General features: G+C 54.1%; 22 protein-coding genes. 12 read left to right on the top strand and 10 right to left on the bottom strand.

Annotation, left to right across the window (positions count from 1 at the left end):
* Window positions 1-25 precede the first annotated feature (25 nt).
* Complete coding sequence (locus BLU04_RS15355; protein ID WP_093287989.1) at window positions 26-1,981, top strand: sodium:proline symporter; 1,956 nt, start codon at window positions 26-28, stop codon at window positions 1,979-1,981.
* 366 nt (window positions 1,982-2,347) lie between these two features.
* On the opposite strand, the gene BLU04_RS16675 is transcribed toward BLU04_RS15355, so the two are convergent.
* On the bottom strand, window positions 2,348-2,521 hold the full coding sequence (locus BLU04_RS16675; protein WP_157895409.1) for a hypothetical protein: 174 nt from the start codon (window positions 2,519-2,521) through the stop codon (window positions 2,348-2,350).
* A 246-nt stretch (window positions 2,522-2,767) separates the two neighbouring features.
* Between BLU04_RS16675 and BLU04_RS15350 the strand changes: the two genes are divergently transcribed.
* A complete protein-coding gene (locus BLU04_RS15350; RefSeq protein ID WP_093287987.1) occupies window positions 2,768-5,005 on the top strand; it encodes an AAA family ATPase in 2,238 nt (745 codons plus the stop codon).
* 47 nt (window positions 5,006-5,052) lie between these two features.
* Here the strand turns inward: BLU04_RS15350 and BLU04_RS16670 are convergent, their stop codons facing one another.
* Window positions 5,053-5,442, bottom strand: a complete 390-nt coding sequence (locus BLU04_RS16670; protein WP_157895408.1) for a helix-turn-helix transcriptional regulator — start codon at window positions 5,440-5,442, stop codon at window positions 5,053-5,055.
* A gap of 225 nt (window positions 5,443-5,667) precedes the next feature.
* Here BLU04_RS16670 and BLU04_RS15345 point away from each other — a divergent pair, with 225 nt between their 5' ends.
* Window positions 5,668-6,990 (top strand): hypothetical protein, encoded by a 1,323-nt coding sequence (locus tag BLU04_RS15345; RefSeq protein ID WP_093287985.1) that lies wholly within the window; start codon window positions 5,668-5,670, stop codon window positions 6,988-6,990.
* Between the two features lie 16 nt (window positions 6,991-7,006).
* On the opposite strand, the gene BLU04_RS16665 is transcribed toward BLU04_RS15345, so the two are convergent.
* The 6 genes from BLU04_RS16665 to BLU04_RS15315 form a co-directional block, all read right to left on the bottom strand.
* The gene (locus BLU04_RS16665; protein WP_157895407.1) at window positions 7,007-8,083 is read right to left on the bottom strand and encodes a hypothetical protein; all 1,077 of its coding nucleotides are present in this window, start codon (window positions 8,081-8,083) and stop codon (window positions 7,007-7,009) included.
* Window positions 8,070-8,624 carry a hypothetical protein gene (locus BLU04_RS15335; protein ID WP_162274701.1) on the bottom strand — a complete coding sequence of 185 codons (555 nt, stop codon included), beginning with the start codon at window positions 8,622-8,624 and terminating at the stop codon, window positions 8,070-8,072. Before BLU04_RS15335 ends, BLU04_RS16665 begins: the two co-directional genes overlap by 14 nt.
* A gap of 121 nt (window positions 8,625-8,745) precedes the next feature.
* Window positions 8,746-10,752 (bottom strand): AAA family ATPase, encoded by a 2,007-nt coding sequence (locus BLU04_RS15330; protein WP_093287979.1) that lies wholly within the window; start codon window positions 10,750-10,752, stop codon window positions 8,746-8,748.
* Window positions 10,753-11,224: 472 nt separating this feature from the next.
* A complete protein-coding gene (locus BLU04_RS15325) occupies window positions 11,225-12,055 on the bottom strand; it encodes a hypothetical protein (RefSeq protein ID WP_093287977.1) in 831 nt (276 codons plus the stop codon).
* A 33-nt stretch (window positions 12,056-12,088) separates the two neighbouring features.
* Window positions 12,089-12,949 (bottom strand): hypothetical protein, encoded by an 861-nt coding sequence (locus BLU04_RS16660; RefSeq protein ID WP_157895405.1) that lies wholly within the window; start codon window positions 12,947-12,949, stop codon window positions 12,089-12,091.
* A 56-nt stretch (window positions 12,950-13,005) separates the two neighbouring features.
* On the bottom strand, window positions 13,006-13,389 hold the full coding sequence (locus BLU04_RS15315) for a helix-turn-helix domain-containing protein (RefSeq protein WP_093287973.1): 384 nt from the start codon (window positions 13,387-13,389) through the stop codon (window positions 13,006-13,008).
* Between the two features lie 128 nt (window positions 13,390-13,517).
* Between BLU04_RS15315 and BLU04_RS15310 the strand changes: the two genes are divergently transcribed.
* From BLU04_RS15310 to BLU04_RS15295, 5 genes are all read left to right on the top strand, one after another.
* A complete protein-coding gene (locus BLU04_RS15310; protein ID WP_093287971.1) occupies window positions 13,518-14,609 on the top strand; it encodes an SDR family oxidoreductase in 1,092 nt (363 codons plus the stop codon).
* A gap of 55 nt (window positions 14,610-14,664) precedes the next feature.
* On the top strand, window positions 14,665-15,456 hold the full coding sequence (locus BLU04_RS15305; protein ID WP_093287969.1) for an SDR family oxidoreductase: 792 nt from the start codon (window positions 14,665-14,667) through the stop codon (window positions 15,454-15,456).
* Window positions 15,457-15,566: 110 nt separating this feature from the next.
* Window positions 15,567-18,707 carry a multidrug efflux RND transporter permease subunit gene (locus tag BLU04_RS15300; RefSeq protein ID WP_093287967.1) on the top strand — a complete coding sequence of 1,047 codons (3,141 nt, stop codon included), beginning with the start codon at window positions 15,567-15,569 and terminating at the stop codon, window positions 18,705-18,707.
* Between the two features lie 19 nt (window positions 18,708-18,726).
* A complete protein-coding gene (locus BLU04_RS16655; RefSeq protein ID WP_157895404.1) occupies window positions 18,727-19,035 on the top strand; it encodes a hypothetical protein in 309 nt (102 codons plus the stop codon).
* A 133-nt stretch (window positions 19,036-19,168) separates the two neighbouring features.
* Window positions 19,169-19,915 carry a metallophosphoesterase gene (locus BLU04_RS15295; RefSeq protein WP_093287965.1) on the top strand — a complete coding sequence of 249 codons (747 nt, stop codon included), beginning with the start codon at window positions 19,169-19,171 and terminating at the stop codon, window positions 19,913-19,915.
* A 31-nt stretch (window positions 19,916-19,946) separates the two neighbouring features.
* On the opposite strand, the gene BLU04_RS15290 is transcribed toward BLU04_RS15295, so the two are convergent.
* Both BLU04_RS15290 and BLU04_RS16650 read right to left on the bottom strand, forming a co-directional pair.
* Window positions 19,947-20,399 (bottom strand): hypothetical protein, encoded by a 453-nt coding sequence (locus BLU04_RS15290; protein ID WP_093287962.1) that lies wholly within the window; start codon window positions 20,397-20,399, stop codon window positions 19,947-19,949.
* A gap of 476 nt (window positions 20,400-20,875) precedes the next feature.
* The gene (locus BLU04_RS16650; RefSeq protein ID WP_157895403.1) at window positions 20,876-21,604 is read right to left on the bottom strand and encodes a hypothetical protein; all 729 of its coding nucleotides are present in this window, start codon (window positions 21,602-21,604) and stop codon (window positions 20,876-20,878) included.
* A gap of 993 nt (window positions 21,605-22,597) precedes the next feature.
* Between BLU04_RS16650 and BLU04_RS15275 the strand changes: the two genes are divergently transcribed.
* From BLU04_RS15275 to BLU04_RS16760, 4 genes are all read left to right on the top strand, one after another.
* Window positions 22,598-23,836, top strand: a complete 1,239-nt coding sequence (locus BLU04_RS15275; RefSeq protein WP_162274700.1) for a transposase family protein — start codon at window positions 22,598-22,600, stop codon at window positions 23,834-23,836.
* A complete protein-coding gene (locus BLU04_RS15270) occupies window positions 23,833-24,405 on the top strand; it encodes a hypothetical protein (RefSeq protein WP_157895401.1) in 573 nt (190 codons plus the stop codon). The genes BLU04_RS15275 and BLU04_RS15270 overlap by 4 nt, the downstream gene beginning before the upstream one ends.
* A 5-nt stretch (window positions 24,406-24,410) precedes the next feature.
* Window positions 24,411-25,349 carry an ATP-binding protein gene (locus BLU04_RS15265; RefSeq protein ID WP_093287950.1) on the top strand — a complete coding sequence of 313 codons (939 nt, stop codon included), beginning with the start codon at window positions 24,411-24,413 and terminating at the stop codon, window positions 25,347-25,349.
* A 239-nt stretch (window positions 25,350-25,588) separates the two neighbouring features.
* The gene (locus BLU04_RS16760; RefSeq protein ID WP_162274699.1) at window positions 25,589-26,656 is read left to right on the top strand and encodes a hypothetical protein; all 1,068 of its coding nucleotides are present in this window, start codon (window positions 25,589-25,591) and stop codon (window positions 26,654-26,656) included.
* Window positions 26,657-26,661: the final 5 nt, after the last annotated feature.

Below are 26,661 nucleotides of genomic sequence, written 5' to 3'. Positions count from 1 at the left end.
GGTGGGTGGCTCGCAAGCTCGAATCATGACGTTGCTCGATTGGTTCATCGCCTTCGCCCCGGTCCTCGTCGTCCTGGTCGTGGGGCTTTATTGCCGGAAGTACATCCGGGGGGTCTCCGACTTCATGGTGGGGGGGCGGTCGGCCGACCGTTATCTCCTCTCCATCGCGGGAGGGGAACTCCAGGCGGGAGCCGTCGTCTTCGTGGCGATGTTCGAGGTCATCTCCCGCTCGGGGTTCGCGCTCTCCTGGTGGGGATGGCTGACGGGTCCGGTCGGCCTGATCATCGGGATCTCGGGGTTTGTCATCTACCGCTTTCGGGAGACCCGGGCGATGACGTTGGCGCAGTATTTCGAGCTTCGCTACAGCAAGCGCCTGCGCCTCTTCACGGGGTTCCTCGGCTTCTTCGCCGGCATCCTGAACTTCGGGATCATCCCCGCCGTCGGGGCGCGCTGCCTGGCCTATTTCTGGGGTTTCCCGGAGCACGTTTCCTTTCTCGGGATGGCCTGCCCCACCTATGTCCTCCTGATGGGGGCGTTCCTCTCGCTCTCGCTGTTCGTGAGCCTGACGGGAGGGCTGATCACCGTGATGGTCATCAATTGCCTGGAGGGAATCATCGCCCAGCTGTTCTACCTGCTGATCATCGGCGCGCTGCTCCTGATGTTCAACTGGTCGGAGATCGTCACGGTATTGCAGGACCGTCCCGCCGGGCACTCCCTCCTCAATCCCTTCGATTCGATGAAGGTGAAGGACTTCAATATCTGGTACGTCTTGATGGGGCTCTTTGTGGGCATCTATGGGACGATGGCATGGCAGAACGCGGCGGGGTACCTGGGGGCGGCCCGCACGCCGCACGAGGCGCGGATGGGAAACATCCTGAGCCGGTGGCGGGAAATGGGAAAGACGGCGGTCGTCACCCTTCTCGGCGTCTGCGCGATGACGTTCCTCGCCCATCCCGATTTCGCATCCCAGGCGGCCTCGGTGACCGCCGAGATCGGGAGGATTTCCGATCCCCATATCCAGAACCAGATGCGGATGCCGGTCGCCGTCGCCCATCTTTTGCCCATTGGCATCAAGGGGGTCCTGTGCGCGATCTTCCTCATGGGAGTCTTCGGCGGCGATGCGACCCACCTCCATTCGTGGGGGAGCATCTTCGTGCAGGACATCCTCGTCCCGTTGCGGAAGAAGCCGTTCGGTCCGAAGCAGCACATCTTCGCGCTCCGCTGCTCGATCATCGGGGTGGCCCTGTTCGCGTTTCTCTTCGGGACATTCTACCGGCAGGTCGATTACGTGGTGATGTGGTGGTCAGTGACGGCGGCGATCTACGTCGGCGGAATCGGGGCGGTGATCATCGGGGGGCTCTATTGGAAAAAGGCGACGACGGCGGGGGCGTGGGCGGCGCTCCTCACCGGGTCGTCTCTCTCGGTGGGGGGAATCATCGCCCGGCAGCTCGATCCCCATTTCCCGCTCAACGGCATCGAGATTTCCTTCGGGGCCTCGCTCATCTCGATCACGCTCTTCGTCGTGGTCTCGCTGCTGACGAATAGGGAGGATTTCAATATGGACCGGATGCTCCATCGCGGTGCCTACGCCCTCTCCGAAGAGCCGAAGACGATCGGCGCGGCGGCGGCGAAGCGGCCTCCCTTGCTGGCCCGCCTGATCGGGATCGACAAGGATTTCTCGACCGGGGACAAGTGGATCGCGGGCGGCCTCTTCGGATGGAGCATGCTGTTTACGACGATGTTCATCGTGGGGACCATGTGGAATTACTACGCGCCCTGGCCCGATTCGTTCTGGCCCTCTTTCTGGCACGTCATCGCGATCGGGTTTCCGATCTTCTTCGCGCTGGCGACCGGGATCTGGTTTACATGGGGCGGGTTGAGGGGCATCGCCCGGTTCTTTGCCCATCTGCGGAGCGAGCGGGTCGATCACTTGGACGACGGCACCGTGAAGAACCACCATAATCTCGACGAAAAGGGATAGGAGTGGGAGGGCCCAGAGAGGGAGGGCGAGGGGCTCGGCGCGTTTCTCCGCCGCCCCTTCCGCCGCCGGTTTCGAGGCGGAGCTGACGTCCCTTTGGCGTTCTCCTGCGCGATTGAGTCCGCAAAGCGTGCCGGATTCGGATTCAGACCCTCTTTTCTTCCCGGTGGGAGGAGTTTCACCTCTCCTGTCGGGCGACTTGAAACTCCCCCTGTCCTACTAGAGCAAGAAAGGGCATAGAGTCGAAAAGAAGGAGAGATTTACTGGCACTCGGTTGGAGCTGAAAGTGCCTTTCTCCCAAACAGTGCGGGTAAAAGTCCCTCTCTTGATGGGCACATCTCTTATCTATCGTTTTGAGAGCTTCTCGACTCATTCGCGATTTCCGGCGTTTGCATGCGGTGTTGCGAACGTACCGATTTGGCTGCCCTGGATGCTGACATTGTAATTGTTGATAATGGTCGGTGGGGTTGGGCGGATGTAGGCCCGCCAGGCGGCAAGCGCGAGGCTTAGGATCAGTGCGATGGCGAAGACTAACTGTTTCACGATATTTCTCCTGTAAGGTTTCTGCCCAGGAGGGACGACCAGGGCTTATATAACCCATACGGAGGCGGGGTGGTGACCTAAACCCAATATTTTTGGTGAGATTCGTGCAACTGCCTGAAGATTGTTGCAAAGGCGTCAAATGCGTTGATAGGGTTCTTATGTGGCACGAAATCAAGCGACGATTTCGCATTTCATGCCGCTCTGACCTGATAGGCAAACCCTCCAGTCCATAAGCACACGCCCCCCATGATCGAATCCATCAAAATTGCTGATGTTGCGACATATCGCGGAGCACCGGAGTCGTTGCATGAGTTGTCCAAGTTCAATTTCGTTTTTGGATCTAACGGGACCGGCAAGACGACTGTCAGTCGAGTGATCGCCGAAGAGGCAGATTTTCCTTCCTGTCAAATCACTTGGAAAGGTGGAACGCGCCTGCAGCCGATGGTCTACAATCACGATTTCGTCGATAAGAACTTCAATCAGTCGACGGAGCTCAAAGGCGTCTTCACCTTGGGAGAAAAGCAAGCCGACACCTTATCGAAGATTGCCGCTGCTAAGGCTGAGGTGGATGCATTTACAGGTAAGATCGAAGTCCTGACAAAAGGATTAGAGGGAGAAGACGGCAATTCAGGAAAAAAGGGGGAGATAGCGGCTCTTGAAGTAGTGCTGAAAGACAAGTGTTGGGCGACGAAGACCAAACATGATGCCAAACTGCAAGGGGCTTTTGAAGGGGTGCGGGCAAGTTCGGATAAGTTCAAAGCCAAAGTTCTCCAAGAATGGGCTACCAACACGGTTCCCTTGGTTCCTTTGGATGAGCTGGAAAGGAAGGCTTCTACCGTTTTTGGAGATACTCCTTCCGTTGTGCCCGATGTCGCGGCCATTGAGAGCGCAATCCTCTTAGGTCACGAGAGCAATCCAATCTTAGCGAAGCGGGTTATAGGCAAGGCCGATGTCGACATAGCTGCCATAATTAAGAAGCTCGGCAATAGCGACTGGGTCAAAGAAGGGCGCACATTTTATGACGAAACCGAAAAAGTATGTCCGTTTTGCCAGCAAAAGACCGAGGAGTCCTTTGCCTCGAGTCTGAACGAATACTTCGATGAAACTTTCGTAGCTGACAGCAAGGCCATCGACGATCTCGCCACCAATTATCAGACCGATTCCGCTCGTTTACAGCAACAGTTGGATTCACTTCTCACGGCGGCGCCTCGGTTTCTCGACATCGAAAAGCTGAAGTCCGAAAAGGAACTGTTCGATGCGAAGGTGTCCCTCAACATTCAGCGGCTTGCCGGGAAAAAGAAGGAAGCGAGCCAGGTAGTAGAACTGGAATCTCTCTCCAATGTGCTGGCAGAGATTGAAGCTATCCTTAGCCGGGCAAATGGTCTTGTTCTCCAGCACAACCAAATGGTGGCGAATCTTGGCCAAGAGCGGCTTACGCTGAAGACCCAAGTGTGGAGATTCGTTTTGGAAGAGTTGAAAGCCGACCTCGATGCATACAAATCCTCCCGAGAAAGCTTGGATAGGGCCGTCGCTTCTATGACGGAAAAGATTCAAGCTGCCACTGCGGATAAAGCAAAGAAAGAGGCCGAGATCAGAGAGTTTGAAAAACAAGCGACCAGCATTCGGCCGACCATAGTCGCGATAAACGACCTACTCAAATCCTTCGGTTTCCGAGGCTTTTCATTGGCCGAAGCCGCCAACGGCATCTCGTACAAGCTTGTCCGAGCGGACAATACCGACGCAAAGGCGACCCTAAGCGAGGGTGAGAAAACCTTTGTGACGTTCCTCTATTTCTATCACCTCCTTAAAGGAAGCGCCTCGGACAGCGGAATGACAGCGGATCGGATAGTGGTTTTCGACGATCCGGTTTCCAGCCTTGATAGTGATATCTTGTTTATCGTGAGCAGCCTCATCAAAGGGATATTCGAGGAGGTGAGGGATGGGATAGGGCATATCAAACAAGTTTTTGTCCTGACGCATAACGTGTACTTCCACAAAGAGGTCACCTTCAATCCGAGGCGCTCCAACAATGCCGCCATGCATAGCGAGGAAACCTTCTGGATTGTTCGGAAACCCGATTTGCTCTCGAAGGTGGAAAAGCACGCTTCCAATCCGATCAAGACGTCTTATGAGCTGCTATGGGGCGAAGTGCGAAGGGCAGACCGTTCAAATCTAACGATTCAGAATACGCTCCGCAGAATCTTGGAGAACTACTTCAAGATTCTGGGAGGAGTCGATCCCGACAAGATATGCGCGATGTTTGAGGGCAAGGAAAAGCACATCTGCAAATCCCTGTTCTCTTGGGTGAACGATGGATCGCATTTCGCCCATGATGACGTTTACGTGTCTATCGATAGCTCGATGGTGGAGCCCTATCTAGAGGTGTTCCGATCAGTTTTTGAAAAATCAAAGCACGAGGCCCATTACAAAATGATGATGGGAGACGCTTATCAAGAAAGAGTCGTGACGCCGGTAGCCGTCTGATGTGCAGGCATTTCTGCGAGATATGAAATTCGCCTAGCGCGGTTGCATTAAGGGCGTTCCAACAATTCAACCGCTAAACCAATAATATTAATGATCTTTTTCTTTGAAGGATCACTAGTATCAGATTGGTGGTCTAGAAGGGAACGAAGGTCACTTAGCGGGTATCCTCTGGAAGCTTCTACTTTTGCATATTTGCATAATTCCAGGACCGACTTGTTCACTCTTTTGAAGCGGCCTGATGCAATTCTAGAAATAGTTCCCTGATCCACACCTATCTTCTCTGCAAGATCCTTCTGCTTTTCCTCGGTAAAGACACCGCTAGCGCAGAGCTCCTTATGAATTTCGGTGGGGCTTTTGAAGGAAAAATGCATTTTATGTTGCATATTTGCATATTTTTCGGCATTGGTCAAAGCACATTCGCGGGACAATCCAAACATGATCAATCTTTTCTCCGAGCCTCAGGTAGCACCGCTTCTCCCTTCCTCAGATTATAGGGGGCCTCTCTTCAGCCGATCTCTTGCGCAAATCATTCGGCTAGCGCTCCTTCATCTCGTGAAAGATGAAGGAGACGGAAAGCTATTTGGACGAAGGTTGCAGGATCTGGTCCAAGAAAGTGCCTCTTAATCCGCCTGCGATGAAATCTCTTTAGCTAAAGGAGCCTTATGGAAGATATTGGAATTAAGCCTCTGGAAAGCGCTGACGTTCTCCATGTGCCGTTGGAGTCCTGGACTCGAAATAGAGTTGTATCGTCGCTGGGCACTAATGCAGGTTCAGAAAAGTTGCCGTTCCAGGGTTGGCACCACTTCAAGGAAGCTTTCGCACCTGAAATCGTTGCTCGTGCCGCTAAGGACTCTAAACGAGATATTCTCCGCTGTGCGGATCCCTTTGGAGGCTCGGGGACAACTGCTCTCGCTTGCCAATTTCTTGGCATCGAGCCTGTCACATCGGAGATTAATCCTTATCTCGCAGACCTGATTGAAGCAAAGCTCTGTTCCTATGACGCTGACAGATTGGTTCGGAGCTTATCGCGAATTGTTCGCGTCGCGCAAAGGGGCGAATCCTCATTGAAACAGTTCTCATCACTCCCCCCCACTTTCATTGAGGCGAGGAACAAGAATCGTTGGATATTTGACAAACCGATTGCTCAAAGGATTGCGGCTTATCTGAATGCAATCGACACCCTACCTGATCCGACCCATCGTCGCTTTTTTCGCGTTCAGCTGGGTGGAATGCTCATTCAAGTTAGCAATGTTGTTATCAATGGAAAAGGGCGTCGTTATCGTCAAGGCTGGGATTCTCGCTTTGTTTCGGTCGACGAGTTCGATGCTCTTTTTTCTGATCGTTCTCGGAAAGCGATCGTCGAAGCTCACGAATATCGGTTTCGAAAAGAACGGAACTACACGCTGATTCGTGGTGATAGCAGAAAAACCGTGAACGAATTTGGCCCTATTGATGGTGCTGTTTTTTCTCCCCCATATCCCAATTCGTTTGATTACACTGATGTCTATAACGTTGAGTTGTGGATGCTCGGCTATTTGTCTCACGCCGAGGGCAATCGAACGCTGCGTGAATCGACTTTATGTTCGCACGTCCAAATCAAGCGAACGTATCCGATCGCGCCAAATGAATCTGAGCTCCTGAACAAGACGCTCAAGAAATTGGAAAAAGTGCGCAAAGATCTTTGGAGCCCCTGGATTCCTGAGATGGTTGGTGGCTATTTCCACGACATGAAGGTGATTCTGGATGGTCTTCACGCACGACTTTCTGCAGAAGGGGAAACGTGGGCTGTGATCGGTGATAGTCAATACGCCGATATTCCCGTGCTTACAGGAATGATTCTTGAAGAGCTCGCACCTTCAATGGGATACAGAGTCATCACGGTTGAGCCTTTCCGATCAATGCGGGTTTCAGCGCAGCAGGGAGGGCAGAAAGAATTGGACGAATCGTTGATCGTCCTCAGAAAGCAGGGACCACGCAAGCGGTGATTCCTCGGGGCCTGATTTATTTGGTCTTTTTCAACTTGCTTGCCACAAGCGCATCTCGAGCCGCTTCTGTTGTTGAAAATAAGGGCCACGCCCAAAAATGAACTTCTAGTTTCTTCGCAACATTACAAGCAGGCTTTTTCCCTAGGGTGTGCTTAGGACGCATCTCATAGCAACAAAGGATCGAAATGCGTGAGCCGTGCACGTTACGATAGGCGAAGGCCTGTTTTAGCCCTTTTACGACAGCTCGACGGTTTGAGATTTCGGCGACTTTCTTTCCGGAACTAGTGAAGTCCTTAACGATTTTCAGTTCAAGAATGGCATGGCTGGTTATCTGCGCTGGATTCAGTGGGTCTTGCTCAATTAGGGCCAAATCATAACGACCGAATTCGCTCGTTTCTTCGCGCCTTACTCGCACATTTCCAAGCGCATGGGCGAGTCCGATTTCCACAATGCTCTGAACAACATTTTCAGCTTCGTCAGAGGGATGGCATTTTTTGTTGTCTTTCCAAAGTCTGCTAGAGACCAAGGAGGCGGTTGGCGTCAACAACGACCGCTCATGAATTTTATCCAGAATATCTTTTAGAGTTGTGTCATTGATGGATGCTCCATCAAAAGATATATCTTCGCAGGTATCTGGATCATCCACCCCTTTGGGATAGAAACGCAGAACGGCGTTATTAGCTGATCCGTCAAAGTAAATGGCAGGCCGATCTCCAGAAGCCAAGGTCTGCGAGACATACTTAAATAACTCATCAGAATCAGCCCCCTCAGGAATGGGAATGCCATTACTCGAGTTCATGGCTTCAGCTCCGAACCAGATATTTCCTGCGACGTTTACGCCGCCTTGGCTGAAGGTCGCTTGGCGTTTGGTCGCAATGCCTTTGCCTTCAGGAACAGGCGCTAAAATATATAAAGAGTGTGCAGAGCAAAGCGAGGCTTTATCCTTAGCGTTCCTATGCGCGAGAATCTTTGCGACGCTGTGGATGAAGCGTGCTTCATTGGGTAACGAAGCGTAATAGCCACTCCCGCTATATTGGCGGTTCGCTGTCTCTGAATCAGCGTTATTCCAGAGTCCAAATTTAAGCTCGTCCATGGCCCATCCGATAAGCAATGTGGTTAACGTACATGTCAATAATTTCAGCGGGATTGGATTCCTCGCTGGACAACCTACGGATCCGATCGGCGGTATGTGATGTTGGTGTCTCTTCGGCGTTGAGCCACTCTCCAAGATCGATAACTTGCCCTGCGTCTACGGCTGGATTTCCATAAGTAGCATCCTCGCTCATTGAATCGGGGGCTTGCTCATCAGATAGCCTCGAGAAGGCTTGCACAACTTCGTGGAAGAAGTTCAAAGTTCGCTTTTCTCCGGGTAGATCTCGGAGTGCCTCCAGGATTTCTTCGGTGCGTTGCAGATCTAATCTAATTTTCGGAACCAAAACGAGCGATTCATCACCATTGTGGTCAATGCGCAGGATCTGCAAATCATCGACCTGAATCAATCCCATCCCGATCAGATGATCAACATCTTGTTGTAGCATGGGGTAGTAGGGGGCCGTTGATTGTTTCAAGACTCTTCCCTCCATTGGCTCCAGACCCCATATGGGAGCCAGAGCTTCGGAAAGGTAGGCGATCACATGCAACGACCGGGTCGTAATAGGCGTCAGACCCACGGCGTGGCAAGCGTCCAAAATAGCCAATATTCGAAGCCATCGTCTTTTAGGCGCGGCCGGCGCAAGAAGACTAGGGGTATGGTCTCTATTCACGAAGGCCTCCCGCTCGCAATATCTTCTTGAGATCACCTTCATACTCGGCCCGATTTTCCCGTAGAGCGGCTGTAGGTACCGCAATTTTCAAGAGATCGACAAGCCGTTCGGTTTGTTCAGTCAAAGGTATTCCGCCCTTGATCATTTCGGGTAAAAGTTGCCCATCGATCAAGTTGGAGGCTACTATCAGTCGATTTTTGGAGTCAGGCGATCCAAACCGACAAAGGACTTTGGCTGCCTTCTTCACGAAGAACGCGTCTAAGGAGGATTCTGGCGCATCAATTATTAAAGAGCCGCCAAGGTTTCCGCCGGCCACCTTTACCAAAGCCATTCGGAATGCCAGATCGATGAATTCTCGTTGGCTCTCCGATACTGCGCTAGGCCCGCTCCGAGGCACCGGCATGGTGAAATTGGAGCCGCTCATTTCTAAATCGAATGCGGGGAAGTTGATCTTGGTGATACCAGTTTGTCCTAATTTTTCGCTTACTGGAGACCATTTCAGATGCACTTTCTCGGTGAGAAAGCCTTCAGCATAATTGGCAAAGGCTTCTTTGATTGCAGTTGAGTAGCTGCTTATCCGTGAGTTGGCTTGAACGATCAAGGTTTTCAAGTCGCCGGCGCGTTTGCTCAATTCTGCTTTGTCCGCGTTTAATGCTTTGGTTAGTTCTGAAAGCTGTGATTTATCTTTAGCTACTGCTTTATTATCCTTTGGTAGGGCATTTTCGATTCGATTTATCTGCTTCCCGCGCTCTGCGATTTCTGCGCGAATTTGAATTAGCTGATCTGCGGTCCGGTCGTATTGATCGGAGGTGTCTTTGAGTTGATCCCTTAATGCGGATACTCGTTGCTTATCCTGTTCTAGTTTCTCGCGAAGCAATTTCACTTTCTCTTTGGAAAAAGAAACAATGTTTTTATCTGAAGGGGTTGGATCAAGGTCGTGTTTGCAAACAACGCATTTAAGATTGGTGATTCGTTCCGAGAGCTCGTCGGCTGTTGATTTGGCTTCGTGACCGCAAACGGCGCAATGATTTTGAGCAATGAGTACGGAGTAAAGATACAAAGATGTATTCTTCTCCGAGGGGAAGTGATTTTTGAGTAGCTCCAGTTTTTCGTGCTCTAGAATCCGAGCGCTCTTGTCGACCTCTAGTTCAGCCTGAAGCAAATCTCGTCTTAGGCCATGGCGCCTGCTATCCAGGTCGTCCGCCTGGGTCGCTAACTCACCATGCTTTCGATCATCATTTTCTTGAAGACTCAATAATGTGTCGAGTTCAGCGCGCAGAGATGTTACGTCGCCCACGGCCTTTTCTCCATCGTTCACCCTTTTTTTTAGGCGATTCAGGGCTGCTGTATCATTTCGATATCGGCTGTCTAGGGTCAACAGAGCGCGTTCTTGTTTGTACCAGGTGTCAGCCTCTTCGGCGGGGAGAAAGAGCGTTCTGAAAATATGTCGTTGGGCGGATTTATCCCAAACCAACTCTCTTCTATCTTCGAAATAAAAAACCATCAACCGCAGCAGCAGTAGCCAATCGCCAAAGTTGGGCAGGCCGGAGAAGTTGGGTAGTAATTGTTGGTATGTCGCTTCTTCTTTAATCGGCCCAACGCCCTGGCCTTGGAATGAAATAAGATTCAGATTGTTTAGTTGACGCTGAATCGTGAGCTGCTTTTTTCCAATTGAAAATGTTAGCGTTGCAGTGGCATTGGCTGCGACATCTTGCACTCGGCTTGCGAACTGTGCTTTATCCTGGGCGCTTAGAGGTTTGATTTCTAAGGAAGATCCTCCCAGTTCGGTTCCGTCAAGCGTTGTCTGCGGCAGATCATATGCCCCAGCAAGCATTCGATAGATGATCGTTATTAGGGTTGTCTTCCCGAGGCCGTTTGCGCCAAGGATCAGCGTTAGACCTGATTTGAAGTGGATGTCGATGCCTGGCTGCTTTTTGGTTCCCGGATACAGCCCGTAATTCTTGACCTCGAGTCTTTCAAAAATAGGGAAGTGGATCATCTCCCCTCTTCAATAGTTGACAATTAGGGGGCAGACAAGCGGCGTTTGGATCATTTTGTGGGCTTGCTCCCCATTATCGCGTATAACGCTAAATCCGTCATGCCGTGTGGATTGCCGTTTATATTTTGTTTTGCGCAAATGCAGCCATTTGTTCGGCCTCTTTCTGTGCCTGCTTCCCGAGGCGAATGCGCCTTCAACGGAAACCAGATCGGAGTATCATAAACGATGCCGAACCGCTCCAAAGAGTGGACCAGATCCCGTGTCTTCTCTCGCTCTTCGGCGTGGGTCTCCTACTGCATCTTGGCGGATAATGTCCCAGCAAGGGTCCTCCGCGCTGCGGTCCCCCAAGTCGACGGCATCGAATGGATTCCAGAAAACGGGGTCCTCTTTCCTGGTTTCATCACTGGTAAAAGTTCTATTGGTGAGGGTAATCGACTTTTCTGCCCCCCCATCGTTTTGCCGATTGTCGCAGCTAAAATAGATGACTCCATGCCCTGCTTATAAGACCTTTCCGAAAACGTCCGTCCAAATCCTGTTCAAACATCTCTTGCAGTTTTTGGTACCCATCGACGGTCACCTTCATTTGAGCCGCTTCTGCGTTGAATTGCATCTCAAACAGCTGAGCGCTATTTCTTCCGAGCTTCGCACTCCAAGCTATAGTTTGGTCGCGATCTTCTTGGCTAGCTCTACCATCGAAGTTGTTCATTTTGCTTTGGTATTGCTTTAGCAGTTCCAGCGGGTCGCTACTGATCCCTTCCTTGGCGAGAAAGCTATCGGACGCGGTGGTTGCTTTCGCGATAACGTCCTTTTCCGCTGCTTCGAGTTCTTTCGTAATGGATACGAAGCTCTTTAGGTTTCCGGTGACGATAGAAAGTTCGCGGGCTTTAAGATATAGGATGGCATAGGCATCGGATTTGGCGATTTTGGCCCTTTTAACGTGCTCTTGGGCTTCGTGGAATTGATTCCCAAAGGAGAGGATCATGGTTCTGTCTGTAAGCGTTGTCGGGGCATCGGGATCTGTCTGAATTCGATCCATTTGAGTCAATAGAAGCCTCATGCCTGCTGCTTCTTCGCCGATAGCGGTACAGTAGTCGTTGTTGGCTTTTATAGCGGCCTGGAAATCGTCCATGAACGGCATGTAAAATTTTTCCATTACCTCTAGCCGAAACGACGACTCTTGCTTAAAGAGTTCCACGGCACCCGTTACCAAAAAGCCCGCTAAAAGGATTTGAAGTAAGCTTGGCAGAAGAGCTAGTAGAAGATCTTCGCGAAATCGGCTGGGGCTTCTTTTGTTGTCGCTCATTCTATGGGGCTGGTTTTTCCTCTCCTAGAGCAATCAGGTTCTTGCGATATGGTGAACTACATTGTCGGCGAGGAAGTCGAGGAACTCTGGTAGATGTTCGACGTTCGCTACGAAGATGCTCCGAAGCATGGCCTGGCTGATTGAGTGGGTGAGGTCGCTAGGTTTTGGAGCCCCTAATGCCTTAAGCGAGTTACTGGCGTGATAGTTGACGGTTACGAATTTCTCCTCCACCGGAACGACCTTTGCATGATCGACGTAACCGTTATGAAGGCTGATATCGTCGGAGGAGAGATTCAGCGAATAAAGCTTCGCTGTCGTTAGGACGACGGGAAGAACGCAATAACGAGTCAACTTCATTCTCTCAGTGGCGTGTGTGAAAAGCCCGCTTTGTCCTCTGATGCATTGGGAAAAGGCTTTTTCGATTGAATCGGCGTTTGAAGCTTTTTCCGACTTTTCCCGAGGAGGAGGATTCATCTCAAGGTAGAAATTGTATGCAGCCCGAGGGGACGGCAGGGAACAAATCATGTGATCGTATGCAGTTCCCGCGATCGGCGTGACTTGTTCAATGTAGAATCGCTTGATCGGCACTCTTTTTGCTGGATTTTCCATGCCCCAGAAGACCCATGGCTTCTGATATGCTCGTTTGCATTCTACGGATAGATTGATGTACGAGAGGGGTTCCCACTGAATAACGAGATCAATTCTGGTTTCGGTGCCATCCGCGGCCGTGACAGGAAATTCCGAGGCATCGACTCCCCAGGTTCGCCTCTGATCCGCCTCATATTTTTGGATCTCGCGTCGAACAGCCTGCTGCAGGAGATAGCCATGCATGTTCAGCCCTTCTGCGATGCTCTCTGCCAAGGTTGGCGATTTGGAGGGGGTCTCTTTGTTCATACGGATTTCTAGACGAGCTTGGCCACTGGGGAGTCTTCCGACTAACCCCACTCATTTTAGACAATGACTTCTTGGGTTTCGGTCATCCGCTTCTTAGTGACCTTTCCGGCCTCCAGAGCGGGCATATGGAGTGTTGCCCAATCGGCGAGCGTCACCAGTAGCGTACATAGCTCCTCCCCCGTCTTGGTGAGGCGGTATTCGACCTTCGGCGGAACCTGCGGATAGATCTTCCGAGTCACCAAGCCGTCCTCCTCAAGCTGCCGGAGCTGCTGCGTGAGCATCTTCTGCGTCACGCCGGGCATCGCTCGGCGCAGTTCGGTGAAACGCTTGCAGCCATCGATCAGGCGCCACAGCGCCAACACCTTCCAGCGTCCTCCGATGATATCAACCAGGTCGGTGAGGGGACATTTGCTCTTCGCAGCGGCGATTTGATTGGTCATGGTATCCTTTTGGTAACTACGGCACTATATAGTGCCATCTTACAAAACGATACCAAGTGCGATATGATGATGCAAGGAAGCAATCGAAACCTTCCATAACGCTGAAACCAACCACTCACTATCGCCTTATGAAACCTAAAGTAAACCGGGCCGCCTACGACAAAACGGCCCTCATCGTCGGTGCCACGGGCATCGTCGGCCATAGTCTCGCCGAACATTTGATCGCCCAGGGATGGAGAACCTTCGGCCTCGCCCGCCGTCCGTCGGTCGAAATCGAGGGCCTCATTCCCATCACCGCCGATCTCCTCGATCCCGGCGCCCTCCGCCAGGCCCTCGCCGCCGTCCGCCCCACCCACGTCTTCTTCGCTACGTGGGCCCGCCACGACACCGAGGCGGAAAACATCCGGGTCAACGGCGCGATGATGCGGAACCTCCTGAACGTCCTCCGCCCGAAGAAGTCCCTCGAGCACTTCGCCCTCGTCACCGGCCTGAAACATTACATCGGGCCGTTTGAGATGTATGCCCAGGTCCCTCCTCCTCCGACCCCGTTCCTTGAGACGATCCCTCGCCTCGATATTCCGAACTTCTATTACACGTTGGAAGACGAAGTCTTCGCGGCGGCTGCCGCCGAGGGCTTCACCTGGAGCGTCCATCGCCCTCATACGCTCATCGGGTATTCCCGGAGCAACGTGATGAACATGGGGATGACGCTCGGGGCCTACGCCGCCTTCTGTCGCGAGACCGGTCGTCCCTTTGCCTTCCCCGGAAACGCCCAGCAGTGGAATGGCCTCACCGACGTGACGGATGCCCGGCTCCTGGCCAGCCACCTTGAATGGGCCGCAACGAGTCCGGAGGCGAAGAATCAGGCCCTCCATATCGTGAACGGCGATGTCTTCCGCTGGAGCGCGCTATGGGGTCGGCTGGCCGAATGGTTCGGTCTCGAATCCGTTCCCTTCACCGGTCAGGTCAACCGCCTCGCCGACCAGATGAAGGGAGCCGAGGCGACGTGGAACCAGATCGCTCGCCGCCATGGCCTCGTCGAACCGGATCTCGCTCGCCTCGCCTCGTTCTGGCACACCGACGGCGATCTGAACCGGCCCTTCGAGTGTATCACCGACATGTCGAAGAGCCGTCGTCTCGGCTTTGCCGACTACCAGACCTCGGAACAGTCGTTCCTCGACCTCTTCGCCCGGATGCACACGGATCGGCTCATCCCCTGATCTCCACCCCCATAGTCCAAACATTCCAATCAACCAAACCAAGAAACAAACCGTTATGAACCTCCATCTCAAAGGTAAGAAAGCAATTGTCACCGGCGGCTCCGCCGGTATCGGCCTCGCCATCGCCCAACTCCTCGCCGAGGAGGGCGTCGAGGTGACCATCCCCGGCCGCAGCGCGAAGAAGATCGACGAAATCCTCGCCAAGCTCCCTGCCGAAATCCTCTCCTCGATCAGCGCCGTCGAGGCCGACCTCACGAACGCCGAGGGGGTGAAGACGCTCGCGGCGGCGGTTCCCGAGACCGACATCCTCGTGAACAACCTCGGCATCTACGATTCGAAGGAGTTCGGCGCTATCGACGACGAGACCTGGTTCCGTTACTTCGAGACGAACGTCATGAGCGGCGTCCGCCTCTCCCGGCACTACTTCCCGGGCATGCTGAAGCGGAACGAAGGCCGGATCGTCTTCATCTCGAGCGAGGCCGGTGCCGAGATCCATCCCGACATGATCCACTACGGCGTCACGAAGACTTCGCAGCTTGCCCTCTCCCGAGGCCTGGCCGAACTGACGAAGGGAACGAAGGTCACGGTGAACTCGGTCCTCCCCGGGCCGACCCGCTCCGAGACGGTCGATACCTATATGAAGGAATGGGTCGGCAAGCCGGATGCTACTTCTGAAGAGGTCGAGAAGATCTTCTTTGAAAAGCGCTTCCCGGGTTCGCTGCTTCAGCGGATGGCGGAGAACCGCGAGGTCGCGAGCCTCGTCGCCTACCTCGCCAGCCCGCTGGCCGCCGCGACGAACGGCGCCGTCCTCCGAGCCGAAGGCGGCATCCTGCCGACGCTCTTCTGAGTCCCGGCCTTGGAGGGAGTCGGCCTAGCGGCTGATTTCCTCCGGGGCTCACTTCCCAAAACCCCGCCCAAACCGGACCCGAAAATCCGGTGCAGGCACCCCCTGCGCTTATGAACTTTTCCCGTTTCTTCATCGACCGGCCCATCTTTGCTGGTGTCGTTTCCTTCCTGATCTTCCTCGGAGGACTCATCTCGGCCTTCCAACTTCCGATTTCGGAATACCCCGAAGTCGTCCCGGCCACGGTTGTCATTACGGCCCAGTTCCCGGGCGCGAATCCGAAAACCATCGCCGAAACCGTCTCGACGCCGATCGAGGAGCAGGTCAACGGCGTCGAGGGAATGCTCTACATGTATTCCCAGGCGGCGAGCGACGGGACCGTCTCGATCACCGTCACCTTCAAGCTCGGCACCGATCCCGACCTCGCCCAGCAGCGCGTCCAGAGCCGCGTCAATCAGGCCCTGCCCCGCCTCCCCGAAACGACCCAGCGCCTCGGCGTCGTCACGGCGAAGAGTTCCCCCGACCTCACCATGGGCGTCAACATGGTATCGCCTAAGGGCCGCTACGACATCCTCTACCTGCGGAACTACGCCGTCCTCAACGTGAAGGACCAGCTTGCGAAGATCCAGGGCATCGGCCGAATCCAGATGCTCGGCGGGGGCGAGTACGCCATGCGCGTCTGGCTCGATCCCGAGAAGATCGCCGAGCGGGGGCTGACGGCCAACGAGGTCGTCGCTGCGATCCGGAGCCAGAACGTCGATGCCTCGGCGGGGATCGTCGGTGGCCCGCCCTATGACAAGGGGGTCGAGATTCAACTCCCCGCCAACGTCCAGGGACGCCTTCAGACCCCGGAGGAATTCGGGCAGATGATCGTCCGACGCGGCGGAGGCTCGATCACCCGCCTCCGCGACGTCGCCCGCGTCGAAATCGACGCGGCGGAATACGGTCTCCGGTCGCAACTCGACGGGAAGGAGAGCATCGCCCTCGTCATTTTCGCCCTGCCCGGGGCCAACGCCCTCGATATTTCGAATCAGGTCCGGGCGAAAATGGCCGAGCTGAAGAAGAACTTTCCCGACGACGTTGACTACTCGATCGTCTACGACCCGACGAATTTCGTCCGCGCCTCGATCAAGGCCGTCCTCCATACCCTGGTCGAAGCCCTCATCATGGTGGTCATCGTCGTCATCCTCTTCCTCCAGAATTGGCGGGCCTCGGTGATCCCGCTGCTGGCGGTTCCGGTCTCGATCATCGGCACCTTTGCCGTGATGCACTTCTTCGGCGGCTCGATCAACGCGCTCTCCCTCTTCGGTCTGGTGCTGGCTATTGGCATCGTCGTCGATGACGCAATCGTGGTCGTGGAGAACGTCGAACGGAACATCCACGAGGGCCTTTCGCCTCGCGAGGCGGCATTGAAGGCGATGGGTGAGGTGACGAGTCCGATCATCGCGATCACCCTCGTCCTCTGCGCCGTCTTCATTCCGATCGCCTTCATCAGCGGCCTTACCGGCCAATTCTATCGTCAGTTTGCATTGACGATTGCCTTCTCGACGATCATCTCGGCGTTCAATTCGCTCACGCTGAGCCCGGCCCTGGCGGCGATTCTTCTTCGCTCTCCCGATGCGCCGAAGGATCGCCTGACGCGGGTGATCGATGCCGTCTTCGGACCGTTCTTTCGCCTCTTCAACCGGGCTTTTGTCCGGGGATCGGAACGCTACGGCGTGGGACTGGGTGGTGTTGTTCGCCGGAAAACGGCGGCGATGGGGCTCTACGCGCTCCTCCTTGCGGGAACCTTTTTCGCCTTCAAGGCCGTTCCTCCCGGCTTTGTCCCAACGCAGGACAAGCAGTACCTCGTCAGCTTCGCCCAGCTTCCGAACGGGGCGACGCTAGACCGGACCGAGGAGGTCTGCCGCGAAATGGCCGAGATCGCGATGCGGGAACCCGGCGTCGAACACGCCGTTTCGTTCCCGGGACTCTCGATCAACGGCTTCATGAACAGTTCGAGCGCGGGCATTGTCTTCGTCGTTCTCAAGCCTTTCGAAGAGCGGACGAGCGCCGATCTCTCAGGCGAGGCGATCTCCCGCAAGCTCCAGCATAAGTACAATGGCCTCTCGAAAGCCTTCATCGCGATCTTCCCGCCGCCTCCCGTTCAGGGCCTCGGCACCATCGGTGGCTTCAAGCTTCAGGTCGAAGATCGCACCGATCTGGGTTACGACGCTCTCGATTCCGCAATGAAAGCAGTCGTCGCGAAGGCGGCGCAGACCCCCGAACTGGGGGCGACTTTCACCAGCTACCAGACGAATACGCCCCAACTCCAGATCGATGTCGACCGGACGAAGGCCGAACAACTTGGCGTCCCCGTGAAGGAAGTTTTCGACACGCTTCAGGTCTACCTCGGCTCCTATTACATCAACGATTTCAGCCGTTTCGGGCGGACCTACCAGGTCATCGCCCAGGCCGACAAGTCGTTCCGGGCGCAGGCGGGCGACATCCTCGGGCTGAAGACCCGGAACGACGAGGGCCGGATGGTTCCTCTCGGGGCGATGGTTCGCGTCTCCGATACGACCGGCCCCGAGAGCGCCATGCGCTACAACGCCTTCCGCTCTGCCGACCTGAACGGCGGTGCCGCACCGGGCTACTCCAGCGGCCAAGCCCAGGCGGCGATCACGAAGATCCTGAAGGAGACGCTGCCGCAAGGCATGGATTTCGAGTGGACCGACCTGACGTTCCAGCAGGAGATCGCGGGAAACACGGCGATCTTCGTCTTCCCGATCTGCGTCCTCCTCGTCTACCTCGTCCTGGCGGCGCAGTACGAGAGCCTCTTCGTCCCGCTCTCGGTGATCCTCATCATCCCGCTCTGCCTTCTCTCGGCGATCACCGGAGTCTGGCTAACGCGGGGGGACAACAACATCTTTACCCAGATCGGTCTCTTCGTATTGGCCGCTCTGGCATGCAAAAACGCGATCCTGATCGTTGAGTTTGCTAGGGAACTGGAAATGCATGGCAGGGAAACCGTCGATGCCGCCGTCGAGGCAGCCCGTCTGCGGCTGCGCCCGATCCTGATGACGTCGTTGGCATTCATCATGGGCGTCATGCCGCTGGTGACGTCGACGGGAGCCGGTGCCGAGATGCGTCAGGCGATGGGTATTACCGTTTTCGCCGGGATGCTTGGTGTCACCCTCTTCGGCCTACTGCTGACGCCCGTCTTCTATGTTCTTTTACGGACGATCGAGAAGCAGATACGTAGAACCCGATGAGCACGAAAAGAGAGGATAAATGAACCCCGATAAACAGATCTTTTTGAATTTAAGAGCGAAGCCTGCTCGCTTAGGTGCCTTGGAGGCTGCATGGTTTTTGGGATTCAATCTGCATGACATTCCGATTCTTGTGGCTGCGCGGCTGATGAAGCCGCTCGGCACTCCGGCGCCGAACAGCCCAAAATACTTTGCGGAATGCGAGCTGGAGACGCTTAAAAAAGATCGGGATTGGTTATCGAGGGCAACGAAAGCGACCAGCAACCATTGGAAACAAAAAAACAGACACAACTCTCGTATCACTGATTTAGCTCCGCCTGATCAACTCTAATTCGATCAGGAAGACGATCGAATCTCCCCTTCTCCCGAGCAGTGCGGGTAAAGCCACGCTTCTTCCGGGCGAGAATTCAATTTTCATTCCCAATGCTGTTTTCAAGAACGAGTGAGCCTGACAGAATCTTGCCGTGAAAGACTCTCGGTCAATTCCCGCCGTTACTTACGCCGTGGGAGATATTCATGGGCGGCTGGATCTTCTTACGGCTCTTTTAGGAGTGATCGTCAGCCATCGGCATACGATCAAGGGCGCCTCCAAGCTTATCTTTCTAGGCGACTACATCGATAGGGGAGCCGATTCAAAAGGCGTCGTGGATCTTATGCGCTCCGGGAAGCTTGCCACCGACTTCGACGAAGTGATCATTCTTAAAGGGAACCACGAATGGATTCTGTGGGAAATTCTTCGCAATGGGAAAGAGGCCGAGTCGTGGCTCTATCGAAACGGGGGCGTTGCTACCCTGAAAAGCTACGGCCTTGCCCCTGAGGAAAGAGATCAGTTTCCTGATGATCACCTGCGGTTCCTGAACGGGCTTCCTCTTTACCATAGTGATGGAGTCCGTCTCTTTACCCACGCCGGGCCGCCGAACGACGCAAAAATCGAGGCGATCCCTGAAAAGGAGCTTCTTCGTTTTCGGGGGAGAGTTCAGGACGTGGATGGGCGACTGGTCGTCCATGGGCACAATTACGTTCTTCGTAAGCCTTTGGTGACTCAAAACGCGATCAATATCGACACCGCCGCGCACGAAACGGATCAGTTGACCTGCGCTGTCTTTTTAGACGACTCCAGAGAGGCGACCTTTATTGCGACGCCGGGTGACGAAACCAAAATTGCCAGAAGAGAAAAGATGAACGCTCTCTTGGCGCTTTCGGCCCTGTAACGTTTCTGAGGTCCTGCCGAAGGCACACGGCCTAGAGAACGGCAGAACGAATCGACCAGTCAAAAAGGACATGAATGGTGAAGTCGTCTAGCACCCATTCGCTGTAGCTGTTCTTGTAAGCTCTTCCTTCAAAGTTTCCTTCCGCATTCTTGCCGCCACCGGTTCGCGTGAGACGTACCGAGTAACGGAACGGATAGTAAGTGGTCTTGGTCCAACGATCCTCCTCAGGAGCTCCTAGCTGAATCACCTTGATCGAATCGATCGAAAACCGATTGCCATTGGCCTCCAGGTTTTGAGTTAGGCCTTTTCGCAAAAGACCCTCGATGGTTAATTTGGATGCTCCCCCTAGGTGAAAGTCGAAGAGCGGCTCTGCCTCCTTCTCCTGACGGCTATGGGGCGATGCTGGGCTATCTTTCGCGGCGAACAGGCCTAGGCCGACGCCTAGTAGCGCGCAGGCGCCCAAGATGATCCAGGTCTGTTTCATAGTTTTGGCGTGCGGTGAGGGGCAATCACCCGAGATCCGAGGTTCCCGGAATCGGGCTGAAGAACTTGCTACAGCGAACCAGTGGTTCGCCGCAAGCGAAAAGAACTGCTGGTTCGCCGACTAACGAACCCCTGGTTCGGCAGTCTAGGGCCGGTGAAAGACAAGGCGGCCCTCAAATCGCTAAAGGTTCTTGGAGAGAATCTCAGCCGGCTCCGTCGTGAGGCCGGGTTGAGCCAGGACCAGCTAGCGGTCAAGGCAGACTTGACCAAGCGGTACGTCCAGATGCTTGAAGCAGGTCAGAAGTGTCCGACGCTTTTTGCTGTGAAGCGCCTTTACGTTGCACTGTCTTGTAGTGCTCAAGATCTGTTCGATGGGTTTTGATTCAGCAGGTTTGGGGCGGCTGATGGCGACTGGTTCGTCAGATACAATGCTACCCAGCTCTGGCCTGCCGAGGGGACGATCCCACCAAGTCTCTGCTACCCCGTTTTTTCCTGAAGGGCTCGGTGTTTGGTAGTCTCATTGATTATTTCGAGCATCTCCAAGGGACGGGACATGCGTTGTTCGTATTGAGGCAAGATAATCCACTTCTTAGCTCGATACTCGACGAACCGTTTCTGAGCCGCAATGAACTCGATTTTTGCTTCTTCGACGTATTTTTCCAGAAGGTGTTTTGCTCGCGTTTCTTCGGCACTTACATCGGTTGTTTGAATCGCGTGATCTATCCTCGTACAGACCTTTATAGATGCTGAAATCAGATCGGCGAAGGTCGGTTGAAACACCATCTTTTTGCTGGTGCTCGAATCATGTTCTTCTAACGGGAGGTCCTCTGAAAATCCCTTCGCCCTGGGCAGGCTTTCCAATGGATCGTAATCGCGACGTCTTAGATACAATTGAAACACGGAGTCGTTGAAAGTGACTCTGGCCACACGTTTTCGGAAGCGTTCGCCGTTATTCCAATCTCCCCAAGCGCCAATTCTGGTGGCGACAAAGTGCCTTGAAAAAAGCTGCATCTGCTTTTTTTCAATGAGCCATACTGTGTCAAAAGCATTCTTCAGCGCATATCCGACAAAGCGCGCCTGACTCCACCCCAGTCGATTCGCGTGAACTTCAAGTAGTGGTTGGAGATCCTCTGGGATTCTTATCTCCAGTCGCTTGGATTTTCTCCTGACGCTCTTTGTTGGCGGTTTTGTCTTTTTGATTTTCAACGGCTTCCAACAATTTTTGAAGGAATGACGGCATTCCCTGGAACTCTTGTTGTTGCCAATTTTAGGGGTTTTACGCAAGTAATCCCGTACCGATACGATGCGATCCTTAACCCGTAAAGAGGGCTTTGCCTTGGCTAAATCGCCCAGGCTATTTCAGCGCTTTGAAGCGGCCGGATGGCTCATCGTCAACAGAAAGGGCGGTCCCCGAAAGGCCACGCTATTCAGCGAAACCAGTCTCATGGCTGCGCTAGAGCGGGTTGCTAACGGAGAACATCCTCCGCTGTTGCCGTCGGAAGTAGAAGAACGGAGAAAGAGAAAAGAAACCAAACTCTAAAAATCAACGCAGGCAAAAAAGAAGGGCTCCCAGCCTGGCAGCATGGGAGCCCTTCGAGTCCGGCAGGCCGGACAGATCGCTTTGGAGGCGGGTCTGTTCGGATCATGCCTCTGTTGCCTCGTGCAATCAAGCGAAAACATGATTCAAGAAGACTCCCGGAGGTTCACTCCGGTCAGAGCAACCGTGGGCAATCGCCACTGGGGAAATTATTGGGAAGGACACAGTCCAAAGCTGGGCCGAAGGGTCCAATTAGAAAGCAGTCATACTCGGATAGCCAACTGGCAGACGGCCTTGGGATACTTGAGGCTGCCCCCGTCGAAAGACGCAGATCGCTTGCGAACATTGCTTTGGAGCGCTGTTGCCTCTCAGAAGCGCCTTCCTCTACGGCAACTCGAAAGGGAAATGAGGGGCTTCGATGCGGCGCATGTTCGCCGAGAGGTCTTCGAGTTACTTCGGGTGGGAGCGGCCTGCTCGGACATGGACTGTAAACCTTTGTCGGGAGGGACTCTTGTATGGAGCGCGTAGCTAAAACTCGCGAGCGAGGGCGGACGAGGTCGACTGTCGACGCAGGCTACCTGAAGCTTGAGAATTGGGCCACGGTCGATCGAGAGGCTCTCCCTGCGAATGTTAGGGAGCGCTACGATCAAAGGGTCAATGCGATGCGAGAATATGTCGCAGGGGTGAGACTCAAAACGATTTCCAAGAAATGGGGAATCGAATCCAGCGAAATCAGGCGCTTTTTCCGAGGCTGCATCAAAGATCATCCAGACGGACGCGTTTGGGGATTTCGGGCGTTGATTCCCGGAATTCGGACGGGAGCCTATAAAAAGGTGAGGTTGACTTGTCCGAGTCGGCAATACGCCGGCGCGTTGGCCCTGCTCTTCTATCGTTATCCGAGGATCCAGCAGGACGTTGAAGCTCATTTCCTGTCGAAGCATCCAAGGGGCCTTGCAAAGGAAAGCCGGGCCAAGGTCAAAACGACCCACAAGCTCTTCATTCGCCTATGCCGGGAGGCCGGAATTAGCGGAGACGAGTATCCCTTTCCGACCAAGGAGTTGGGGAGGAGAGCTCTGGCTAAGCACCTTCGTTCTCTCGCAGACACGGAAACGAATGCATTTACGGGATCCCAATACGGTAGCGATGCCGCAAGGGCGGGAGGCTATGGTGGGCACGGACAAAATGATTTGGTCACGATGTCACCCTATCAACGGGTGTTTTTCGATGGTCATCGTATTGATAGCGTCTTCTCGATCTCGTATCAAACTCCGCACGGGGAGTGGATAGAAGCCATTGCGGAACGGCCTTGGCTTCTGATCATCATGGACGTCTGGTCCAGGGCTATTCTTGGGTACATCATGTGCCTGAAAGCCGAGTACTCCGCTGACGATATTCTTCGATGCACCAAACGCACGATTGAGCCGTGGAAGCCTATCCCTCTAACCATCCCCGGCTTGAAAAGGTCCGAAGCCGGAGGAATGCCGAGCGGGCGATTCCCGCAGCTGCATTACGCGGCGTGGGATGAACTGTGGTACGACAACGCTAAAGCCAACCTTGCGGATCGGGTGCGAGATAAGCTGGTGAAGGAGATCGGATGTGCCGTTAACGCAGGTCCCGTCAAAACTCCCGAAAGGCGAGGGGTTCTCGAGCGGCTCTTTCAGACGCTTGAAGAGGCCGGCTTCCATCGCCTCCCCTCGACCACCGGATCCGGACCTCAAGATACACGGCGAAAAAACGCAGAGAAGAGCGCCGTTAAGTTCAAAATCAAGGCGCATGAACTCGAGCAGGTGCTCGATGTCATCATCAGCAACTACAACGGAACATCACACTCGAGCCTGAACTGGCGGTCGCCCTTGGAAGTGATCCAGTTCTATCTCGAACAACAGGAGCAAACCCAATGATTCGAATTCTCGATCCTGAAACTCGAGCCCGGTTGGGCCTTTTGAATATGCGCGTAGAACGAACGGTTCGGGGCTGCCTTAAGAAGGGGCGCCGGCCGTATGTGGAGTTCGAAGGCGTTCGCTATCAAAACGAAGTCCTTTCGAAATCTCCTAGTCTGGTCACCAAACAGATCTCGATATTCATCGATATCGACGACCTTCGCATGGTGAAGGCGTTTTTCCCCGACGGGCAGGAGCTCGGAACGCTGGTGGCTCGAGGAGGATGGGCAATCAGGGCGCACGACCTGGCTACGCGAAGGGCGATCAATCAACTGCGCTACCGAAAGCTCATCCAATTCGTCGATACGGAGGATCCTATTGAGATCTATCTGAAGTATCTCAACGAGACTGCCGGCGAATCGAAAAAAGCCCGAACCAAGTTGGCTCATATTCAAAAGAAGGCTCGCGAGAGCCAAACGGCTGAAGAGGAACCCAACACGGACTCAGCTCCGGTCTCCGCTCCTCAGCAGTTCGAACCCTTTGACAAGGGCTTATTCCAATCTCTCGGAATCAAGGCCCTCAACTTCTAATCATTATGTCTTCAGATCTGACTCATCCAGTCGAAACAACCAACTACGTCGTGACCACGACGGAAATCGAAAAAGTAGGAAATGCAGTCCTTGAGTGGGCTGGCAACAGGTGCCCTGGCGGCATCGTTCACGGGCCTCAACGAACGGGAAAGTCGAGGGCTATCCGTTTCCTGAGCGCGGCTCTTAGGAAGGTGTGGCCTAAACTGTTTGTCGTTCACTTTCCGTGCAAATCGTACCAAACGCGCTCTGAATCGGCCTTCTTTTCGGATCTCTTGAAGGCTGCGGGCCATTCTCTGTTCGACAGCGGCAACATCGCAAAAAAGCGAGATCGGTTGACCGAATTTCTCGCGGATAAGGCCCTTTCTGCGGGCGAAGATCGAATCGTGATCTTTGCGGACGACGCCCAGAGGTTGTCCGACACTCACTACGAGTGGCTGATGGATATTCAGAACGAACTTCAACTTCGGAACGTTTCACTCATCACGATCTTGGTTGGACAACCGAACTTGCTCGAGATGCGAACCATGTTCTCCAAATCCAAGCAGAAGCAGATCGTCGGCCGGTTCATGGTTCACGTGATAGATTTCCATGGCCTTCGCTCTGCCAAGGATGTGAAGCGTTGCCTCAAAAGCTTCGATGAGGAGACCGAACACCCTCCCGGAAGCGGCCGCTCGTATCCGTGTCACTATTTTCCTGCGGCTTGGAAAAAAGGTTGGCGTCTCTCCAGTCTTTCCGACCCGCTATGGGAGGCCATTGGTGAAGCGGCGAGGGAAGGGGGGATCAAAAGAGTTAAGGAGGTTCCGATGCAGTATTTTTGCCGCGTCATCGAGAACATTCTGCGACGGCATGGACCTCCGTCTTCCGCAGAGCCGAACATCACTCACTTGATGTTGAAGGATGCCGTGAACAGGTCGGGGCTTATCGACGCTCTTGCGTTTGAATGATGAGCGCTCTCCTTAACGATATGGAAAGGCAGGCATTCCTCGGCGGTTCGTTGTGTCTTCCGGCGAGTGCTCGGCGGCCCTACGAATCGCTTTGGTCTCTCTGTCGGAAACTGATGTTCTTCAATCGTGCGTCTTTAAGGACGATCTCTGAGATCTTTCGAAAAGATCAGTGTGACCGGGTCACCGATCTATGGACGCTCCGGCAGGTCAATCCTCGGAAGCTAGCCAGGGTGTTGGATGTGAGCGACGAAGAATGCCGGAAGGCGGGGGCGGAATATTATGTCGGCACTCTCAAGCCTGATTTGGAAAAGCTACTGATCCATCGAAGATTGAGATTCTGTCCCGAGTGTATCGCCGACGAATTTCACACCCCTCTCTTCCAGGTCAGTTTTGTGGAGCGTTGCCCGGTTCACTTGCTTCCCTTGCGAACCAAGAATGCTTTGTCCGCTGCGCTGCCGAATGCGCTCACGGCAGGCAGGATTGCTGAAATTTCCATCGATCCCCACGCGACGAGATATTTGGACGAAGCCGTGGACTGGATGCGACGGACGATTCTGAATCCTCCTCTGATCAGCCGAACGACGCATCCGCAAAAGCAATTGTCCAGGTTCCCGTTGGTTTGGGCCGAGGCTGCTTGTCTGAACGATATTCCGAAATGGATTCGGACGGAGGAAACGTTCAGCGCGCGACTGCAAATGTCGACAAGATGGCCATGTCGATTCAAAGGACGGCCTGGGATGGAATGCGATTCTATTGGAACGAACCCTCTCATTTCAGTGTACAAATCGATCACGCGCCATCTTTGGCGCCGGTTTCTAACCCGGGCGGAGCGAAAGACGGTCGTTCGATTATCGCGCCGAGATGAGATCAATGACAGAAACGGTCCATATCGGTTATGGGCCCATCCCGAAATGGCTCCAAAGATCGCGGCGCTTTTTTCGTGGAAGATGTTTTGGGAGAACGCCTATGAACCGGCTCTTCTATTCAACATCGCAGGCAATCCTCGCTTCAGAGATTGCTTCAGAGGGTTCGACGAGTTGATTCTGCATGCTTCGCACGGCCTGTGGTCGGACGAGGGAGAGGAATGGCAGTCCCTGCCGCTAAAGATGAAAATGCGAGTATTCGGAAGATCCTGCCTTTTTGGCTGGAGACATGTACGTGCGAGATCGAAGCTCCGGACCGATTGGACGTTTGCGCACTACCCGCAGTCACGGCCTCAATTCCCTCCCGCAAAGACGCTTCGGGGATGGTTGGATAAGCCAACTTGTGGGGTGGAAAGTTTGAAATCCTCTCTTTTGGCCTCCTGAAGAAG

It is taken from the genome of Verrucomicrobium sp. GAS474 (genome assembly GCF_900105685.1).
Classification (GTDB): Bacteria; Verrucomicrobiota; Verrucomicrobiia; order Methylacidiphilales; family GAS474; genus GAS474.
This window is presented reverse-complemented; position numbering and strand designations above follow the sequence as displayed.

Excerpts from the sequence above, each read along its gene's own strand:
- BLU04_RS15355 (WP_093287989.1), top strand. The coding sequence starts at position 26 with ATGACGTTGCTCGATTGGTTCATCGCCTTCGCCCCGGTCCTCGTCGTC.
- BLU04_RS15350 (WP_093287987.1), top strand. The coding sequence starts at position 2,768 with ATGATCGAATCCATCAAAATTGCTGATGTTGCGACATATCGCGGAGCA.
- BLU04_RS16670 (WP_157895408.1), bottom strand. The coding sequence starts at position 5,442 with ATGTTTGGATTGTCCCGCGAATGTGCTTTGACCAATGCCGAAAAATAT.
- BLU04_RS15345 (WP_093287985.1), top strand. The coding sequence starts at position 5,668 with ATGGAAGATATTGGAATTAAGCCTCTGGAAAGCGCTGACGTTCTCCAT.
- BLU04_RS16665 (WP_157895407.1), bottom strand. The coding sequence starts at position 8,083 with ATGGACGAGCTTAAATTTGGACTCTGGAATAACGCTGATTCAGAGACA.
- BLU04_RS15330 (WP_093287979.1), bottom strand. The coding sequence starts at position 10,752 with ATGATCCACTTCCCTATTTTTGAAAGACTCGAGGTCAAGAATTACGGG.
- BLU04_RS15325 (WP_093287977.1), bottom strand. The coding sequence starts at position 12,055 with ATGAGCGACAACAAAAGAAGCCCCAGCCGATTTCGCGAAGATCTTCTA.
- BLU04_RS16660 (WP_157895405.1), bottom strand. The coding sequence starts at position 12,949 with ATGAACAAAGAGACCCCCTCCAAATCGCCAACCTTGGCAGAGAGCATC.
- BLU04_RS15315 (WP_093287973.1), bottom strand. The coding sequence starts at position 13,389 with ATGACCAATCAAATCGCCGCTGCGAAGAGCAAATGTCCCCTCACCGAC.
- BLU04_RS15310 (WP_093287971.1), top strand. The coding sequence starts at position 13,518 with ATGAAACCTAAAGTAAACCGGGCCGCCTACGACAAAACGGCCCTCATC.
- BLU04_RS15305 (WP_093287969.1), top strand. The coding sequence starts at position 14,665 with ATGAACCTCCATCTCAAAGGTAAGAAAGCAATTGTCACCGGCGGCTCC.
- BLU04_RS15300 (WP_093287967.1), top strand. The coding sequence starts at position 15,567 with ATGAACTTTTCCCGTTTCTTCATCGACCGGCCCATCTTTGCTGGTGTC.
- BLU04_RS16655 (WP_157895404.1), top strand. The coding sequence starts at position 18,727 with ATGAACCCCGATAAACAGATCTTTTTGAATTTAAGAGCGAAGCCTGCT.
- BLU04_RS15290 (WP_093287962.1), bottom strand. The coding sequence starts at position 20,399 with ATGAAACAGACCTGGATCATCTTGGGCGCCTGCGCGCTACTAGGCGTC.
- BLU04_RS15275 (WP_162274700.1), top strand. The coding sequence starts at position 22,598 with ATGCGAGAATATGTCGCAGGGGTGAGACTCAAAACGATTTCCAAGAAA.
- BLU04_RS15270 (WP_157895401.1), top strand. The coding sequence starts at position 23,833 with ATGATTCGAATTCTCGATCCTGAAACTCGAGCCCGGTTGGGCCTTTTG.
- BLU04_RS15265 (WP_093287950.1), top strand. The coding sequence starts at position 24,411 with ATGTCTTCAGATCTGACTCATCCAGTCGAAACAACCAACTACGTCGTG.